The following is a 6,729-nucleotide window of genomic DNA, read 5'->3' as shown; positions in this document are numbered from 1 at the left end:
CTTTCATTATAGCTTAAGTAACAAGTACGTGTAAATCCTTACCGGTGTGCAAGGTTTTACCCGTCAATTATATTGTAACAGGGGATTATATCAAATAAATCAGGGCTTTTATATTTCGCTTTATTGTCTCGGTTTTATAAGCGTTTTTCTTTCTCCGTTTTCACTTCGATCGTATGGTGCTTAATTATTCCACAGACTTAATACTGCGATATCGCTTTTAGGGTCAAAACCAAGATCATCAAGGTCAACGGTGATATCGCCAACAATTGCATTATTCACATACCATTCGCCGTATTCAGCGTTAAGTGCATCTATCTGGTCGGATATGTTTGCCTGAACTTTTTCCTCCTGCTCGTCAGTCAGATCGAAATGGATCCACCATTCTCTTCCATCTATCACAACGTCTGCACAAAGTCCAAGTGTAGTGCCTATTCTGTGTATCGAAAGATCGGTTCCCAGTGTCTTTTCTATATCGCTATATTTCATACCTACAGTCAAGCCCGCACCAACATCTGCGCCGTCATACAGGTTGAGCTGATCTATTTTATCGCCGAGTACTCTGTACCAGGTTCCGTAATCACCATTAATAACTCCATAATCAACATTATCACCGGGCTGACTCTCAGTATCTTCTGCTGAATCTACACAGAACACATACTCAGGGAATGCAGAGAACTTGTAACCGTAATACGGAGCCTGAGAACTTGCTGACAGAACTATATCATAATCATTGTTTGAAAGTGCTTTCAGCTGATCAACGCTCATCGAAAGCATCTCATCAACGCTCATGTAAGGTATGCCTTTTTCAGCCTCGATATTGGCATCATCGGAAAGCTTTTCAGCATTTGTGCACACGGGGTCAAAGTCGGAAAGATCAACATAGGCGTATACTGTATTTGCGTACTCACTAACTCTCTCCCAGCCGCGCTGAGAATAACTGCCTATGTTAGAAGCAATCTGGGCATAATCACTGTCAGATATCTCAAAAGTCATGGACCACTTTGAACCGTTTATCTCAGCCGAAGACTGAACAGTATGGGGTCCGTATGCCGAGCTTGTCAGCATAGCAGGGATACTTGTTCCTGCCATGTTCTTTATCTCGTTGTAGCCAGTACCGATAAGATCATCCGCGGTTATCTTCTTGTTATTTGTCTTCTGTTCGTTGCTCAGAGAAGTTACAGGCACAGAAGTCTTGGAATCGGTATCCTTCTCGGAAGCAGTGATCTTTTTATCTGTACTGCTTTCTATCTTTTCAGCCAGATACTTGTCGATGGAATTGTTTTCCTCGTAGGAAACTTCTACAGGCGCATGGCTGTCAGTCTGCTTAACATCGCCTGCAAAGCTCTTATTATCCTTGTCAGACATTCCGAGACCGATGGGGAGACAGATAGCTAGAACTGCTGCAGCAGATATCGCAGCGATCTTGCCTGCCAGGAATCCCGAACTTACAGCGGGTGCAGCAGATACTCTTGCAGCCGCAAACTTGGGGCTGATAGAGGTCTTGAACATATCTCTCATAGGTACGATAGCAAGTACGCCGCCCTTGCCGTAAAGCTTCTCTAACTGTGTCTTCAGCTTCTTTCTTGCCTGAAAGAGCTTCTGCTTTGCAGTATTCTCGTTCATTCCCAGGGACTTTGCAACATCCGAAACGCTCATATCATTATAATAGTACAGTATAAGAGCTGAACGCATCTCGGGTTTGAGACCATCGATAAGAGCAGCTATCTCCTTCTTGCGCTCCTTGTTTACTGCGTAGTCTTCTGGAAGCATAACGGTCATATCCATAGCAGTGTTCTCGATAGCGTAGTCTTTTTCCTCATCGGTATCGAAGCGTGCATTCCTGCTTTCAGTCCTGAAATGATCGGTACACTTGTTATATGCGATACTGTGGAGCCATGTGCCGTAGTTCTCGGGATGATCAAGTGTATCTATCTTCTCCATGGACTTCAGAAAAGCCTCATGGGTGATATCTTCGGCGATCTCTTTATTTTTAACATTCTTCAGTACGAAGAAATAGAGGTTGGAATAGTATTCGTTGTACAGCTTTTCAAAAGCCTTTCTGTCTCCGTTCTTTGCATCGTTAACTATATTGATAAGGTCAGTTTTCTTCATTGAGGATTCCTTCTTTCGTTAAAATATCTCCGATCTTTTCCTTAGCCGCATTTTTCTCTTCCTCCGACAGTGCGGCTTCTGCCTGCATCATCGCAAGCACCTGTCGGATAACCTCATCTAATTGGTATTCCATATCAAAGTTTCATTCCTCCTGTATTATACCACTTTTCCATCCGGTTGTCATCTGCTTTCTGTAAATTTGACGAAGTAAGTTCGGTTTGGTTATAAACTTTTTCTCTCGCCTGTTTTTCCGTTTTCTGAAAGTTAGACGGGGAAAGTTCGGTTTGGTTATAAACTTTTTTCTCTCGCCTGTTTTCTGTTTTCTGAAAGTTAGACGGAGCAAGTTCGGTTTAGTTATAAAATTTTTTCTTCCGTCCGTATTTCTGTTTTCTGAAAATTAGACGAGGAAAGTTTGGTTTGGTTATAAACTTTTTTCTGTCATGGTTTCACACTTCCATCACACAACGGAACATCAATTCCACAATTCAAGCCTCATATTCCACTTTCGCTCCTTTCTCTTTTCAAACAGCCCATGTATAATACAGACATAGAAACAAAACCACAGACCTACGAAAGGAAGAATAATTATGAGAAAGATCTATATAACATCCGCTATCGTTGCAATGACCATCACAGCTTTAATGACAGGCTGCGGAAACAGTTTCACATCTGATAATTCGGCTACAACATCAAGCCAAGAAACTGCGGTTTTGGAAAATTCCACTAAAACCACCAGCGCTGAGATCAAACAGCTTTCAACTTCTACACAAAGCGAGATATTCACCACCCGCGACCTTGAACAGACTGCTGACATCAGCGATTCCAAAAATATCACAGTATCCGATAACAGCACCATAGAGATAACAGAAGAGGGCGTTTACACCATTAGCGGTTCTGCCAAAAACTGCACCATCAAGATAACGGCAGATGAAAACGCAAAGGTACAGCTTGTCCTTGACGGCGTAAACATTACAAACAGCGACTCACCTGCAATATATGCAGTTTCGGCAGACAAGGTATTCATCACAACTGCCGACAGCGAGAACACCCTTACAGTCAGCGGACAGTTCACAGCTGACGGCGAGACCAACACCGATGCAGTTATCTTCTCCAAAGATGATCTTGTACTCAACGGCACAGGCACACTGAATATCACTTCCGCTTACGGCAACGGCGTCACATCAAAGGATGAAATGAAGATCACAGGCGGTACATACAATGTCAATACTGCCCTTGATGCTTTTGAAGCTAACGATGCTATCTCCATCAGCGACGGAACTTTCAATATCACCACAAGCAAAGACGGCTTCCACTGTGAAAATGATGAAGCGGAAGGTTCCATAACTATCATGGGCGGAACATTCAACATCAACGCTGAAAGTGACGGTATCCGGGCGACCTCACTGCTCAGGATAGACGGCGGCACTTTCGATATCACAGCTTCCGAGGGACTTGAAGCAACTTACGTTCTTATCAATGACGGCAATATCACTATATACGGAAGCGATGACGGCATCAATGCTTCGTCAAAAACAAATTCCTGCGAAACAGCTATCGTGATCAACGGCGGCAATCTTGACGTATCGGTCGGTCAGGGCGATACCGATGCTATCGACTCCAACGGTTCAATCTACGTGAACGGCGGTACTATCAACGTTACAGCACAGATGTCATCTTTCGACTATGATCTGTCAGCCGAATTCAACGGCGGCACCATCATCATAAACGGCTCTGAAGTATCCGAAATACCCCAGAGTATGATGGGCGGCGGTATGCACGGCGGAATGAACGGTGAAATGAATGACTTCGGCGGCGGAAGAGGCAGACGCATCTGAAAAAAAGCGTGATGAATGATAATTCTGGTTCGTATGAAAGTGAGTATTACAGGCAATATCAATAGTTTACGGTATTATTCCCCCCGCCAGCGGCGAGGGGAATAATACATCTCAAATAAATATACATTATTATATCGGCATATGAAGCGGCGTGCTAAAGGGATAACCATATTTCAGATTTTACGGCTGACTGCTTTACAAATATGAAATTTTCGTGTATAATATTATAAAACAAAGCAGGAGGTGCCCTATGTCAAGAATACTGATCGTCGATGACGAACCCGATATAATCACGCTGATAAGCCGTTATGCCAAGCGTGACGGATATGATATCGCAACGGCAGAGGACGGCAGACAAGCCATCGAAGCCTGTCAGAAAGAGGATTTCGACCTTATCGTAATGGACGTCATGATGCCCGATACCGACGGCTTTACCGCCTGCAAGAAGATAAAGGAATTCAAGGATATCCCCGTTATAATGCTTTCTGCACGAGGTACCGAGTTCGACAAGCTCTTCGGTTTTGAAGTCGGTGTTGACGATTATGTGACAAAGCCATTTTCGCCCATGGAACTCATGGCGAGAATAAAAGCGATACTGGGTTGCAGGCGCACATCTACCCCCGATAAAGACAACGGTATCATCAATATCGGCGGACTTGAGATAGACACTTTCGGGCTGACAGTAACAGCTGACGACGAAAAAAGCGAGCTTACCGCAAAGGAATTTGCTCTGCTTATGCTGTTCGTGAACAATCGCGGCGCGGTGCTTTCCCGCGATAAGATACTCAACGAGGTCTGGGGATATGACAGCTTCGGCATTGACCGCACTGTTGACTGGCAGATAAAACTGTTACGAAACAAACTCGGCTCATACCGCGACTGTATCAAAGCCGTCAGAGGGGTGGGATATAAATTTGAGATCTAAAGCAAAGTCTTTCAGAAAAAAACTGCTGATAAATTTCATGTTTTTTACCGCCGTCATCTTCACGGTGCTGTGGCTTTTGCAAACTGTATTTCTGCAAAATTTCTACAACGGAATGGTGATAAAAAACACTGTATCCGCCGCTGAAAAGATCACCTCATTCAGCGCCGACGGCGATATATCCGATACCCTTGATGAGCTTTCCCGGAACAATTCCCTGCTGGTATATGTCACGGATAAAGACGGAAATATCCTCTATTCTGCCGATGAATACAAAAAAGGACATATGGCTCCCGATATGGAAGAGCCAGAGCAGATAAATGATAAACGCCAGAATAAGCATATGCATTACAGAGCCCTTCCCGATAATTTTGAAGATTTCCGCCAGGAGCTTGATGCTTCCAACTGCGGATATGCAGAAATAAAGACCGACCGAATGTATTTCTATGGCAAATACATCGATTACGGCGACAGCGGAGAAAAAGCGATACTCTACCTGGGAACCAACCTTGACCCTGTGGGCTCCACCGCGCGAATAATTAGTCTACAGCTTCTTATCGTGACGGTACTTTCCGTGGCGATAGGCTTTGTGCTTGCGCTGTTTATGTCAAGAAGTTTCTCAAAACCCATATCTCAGCTCAATCAAAAAGCTCACACTCTCGGCGAGGATAAAGCAAGCACGGATTATCACAAAGGATTCTGTTCCGAGCTTGACGACCTGAATGATACGCTTGACATGACAGATGAAAAGCTCAGAAAGAACAAGATATTCCAGAATGAACTTCTCGCCAATGTATCCCACGATCTTCGTACACCACTTACCATGATAAAGGGCTATGCGGAGATGATACGTGATATTTCCCACGATGACGAGATACAGTGTGCCGAGGACGTTGCTGTTATCGTAAAAGAGACCGACAGGCTCACGGCACTTGTCAACGAGATACTTGAATATTCCGAATTACAGATGACAGATACCGAACCTGTCATGTCAGATGTTGATCTCAGCGAGATAGTCACGGCTGTTACCGACAGCTTTGAGAGCCTTTACCGGAAAGACGGCTATACCTTTGAAAGGAATGTATCCGAGGATATCCACATTCGGGGAAATTCTTCAAGGCTGACAAGAGCGGTTTATAATCTTCTGGATAACGCTGTAAGACACACCGGGGCAGACAAATGGGTAGGCATCACCCTTAAGTCAGAAAACGGAAAAGCCATGGTCGAAATATCAGACCACGGCGAGGGTATCGCACCCGAAGAACTTGACCGCATCTGGGATAAATACTACACCAGCCGTCAGCGGAGCAGCCGCACTAACTCCGTTGGTGCCGGCGTTTCAGGGCTGGGGCTGGCTATCGTAAGGCAGACAGTCTCACAGCACAAAGGCAAGTGCTGTGCGGAATCAAAGCTAGGAAAAGGTAGCGTTTTCCGCATCGAATTTGATTTGAAATAAGATTTATTGATCATATTTCTGCATATATGCAGAAATATCAGCCACAAGCAAAACTATAAAAACGGGCTGTTGCAGCCCCAACAAAGAAAAAGAGCCTGGCACAGTGCCAAGCTCTTCTTTTTGTGGTATAATATAATTGCAAAAACCATTAAACCAACGAAAGGATTGTACCACAAAAATGAGAAATTGTCAAGTGCGTCTTAACATGAATTATGAGATCTACATCGAAGAAAGCTCAACTGTCAGAGTATTGAGCAATGTTATAGATGAGATCTATCAAAAAGAAGAATACACGATAGTAAGCAAGTGGAATGGCGCCATACCCGAGGATATCATGATGAAGATACTCATCTACGGCTACATGAACGACTCTTTTTCAAGCCGTAAGATTGAACAGCTCTGCA

General features: G+C 44.2%; 5 protein-coding genes and 1 pseudogene. 4 read left to right on the top strand and 2 right to left on the bottom strand.

All coding sequences use genetic code 11. The features are described 5' to 3' along the window. Positions 1 to 180 precede the first annotated feature (180 nt). Positions 181 to 2,112, bottom strand: coding sequence for an RNA polymerase sigma factor (locus BM265_RS19115; RefSeq protein ID WP_074963512.1), 1,932 nt, complete (start codon positions 2,110 to 2,112; stop codon positions 181 to 183). Further along, positions 2,099 to 2,245 (bottom strand): hypothetical protein, encoded by a 147-nt coding sequence (locus BM265_RS20310; protein ID WP_177219651.1) that lies wholly within the window; start codon positions 2,243 to 2,245, stop codon positions 2,099 to 2,101. Before BM265_RS20310 ends, BM265_RS19115 begins: the two co-directional genes overlap by 14 nt. 454 nt (positions 2,246 to 2,699) lie before the next feature. Between BM265_RS20310 and BM265_RS19110 the strand changes: the two genes are divergently transcribed. The 4 genes and pseudogenes from BM265_RS19110 to BM265_RS19095 form a co-directional block, all read left to right on the top strand. Further along, positions 2,700 to 3,947 (top strand): carbohydrate-binding domain-containing protein, encoded by a 1,248-nt coding sequence (locus BM265_RS19110; RefSeq protein ID WP_074963511.1) that lies wholly within the window; start codon positions 2,700 to 2,702, stop codon positions 3,945 to 3,947. A gap of 250 nt (positions 3,948 to 4,197) precedes the next feature. After that, positions 4,198 to 4,872, top strand: a complete 675-nt coding sequence (locus BM265_RS19105; RefSeq protein ID WP_074963510.1) for a response regulator transcription factor — start codon at positions 4,198 to 4,200, stop codon at positions 4,870 to 4,872. Continuing rightward, positions 4,862 to 6,325 (top strand): HAMP domain-containing sensor histidine kinase, encoded by a 1,464-nt coding sequence (locus tag BM265_RS19100; RefSeq protein ID WP_074963509.1) that lies wholly within the window; start codon positions 4,862 to 4,864, stop codon positions 6,323 to 6,325. Before BM265_RS19105 ends, BM265_RS19100 begins: the two co-directional genes overlap by 11 nt. Before the next feature lie 205 nt (positions 6,326 to 6,530). Continuing rightward, positions 6,531 to 6,729: pseudogene (locus BM265_RS19095) on the top strand (hypothetical protein); the annotation flags it as partial.

Source organism: Hominimerdicola alba (assembly GCF_900112155.1).
Lineage (GTDB): Bacteria > Bacillota > Clostridia > Oscillospirales > Ruminococcaceae > Hominimerdicola > Hominimerdicola alba_D.
The sequence above is the reverse complement of the archived record's forward strand: the minus strand, read 5'-3'. Positions and strand labels throughout refer to the sequence as shown.

Excerpts from the sequence above, each read along its gene's own strand:
- BM265_RS19115 (WP_074963512.1), bottom strand. The coding sequence starts at position 2,112 with ATGAAGAAAACTGACCTTATCAATATAGTTAACGATGCAAAGAACGGA.
- BM265_RS20310 (WP_177219651.1), bottom strand. The coding sequence starts at position 2,245 with ATGGAATACCAATTAGATGAGGTTATCCGACAGGTGCTTGCGATGATG.
- BM265_RS19110 (WP_074963511.1), top strand. The coding sequence starts at position 2,700 with ATGAGAAAGATCTATATAACATCCGCTATCGTTGCAATGACCATCACA.
- BM265_RS19105 (WP_074963510.1), top strand. The coding sequence starts at position 4,198 with ATGTCAAGAATACTGATCGTCGATGACGAACCCGATATAATCACGCTG.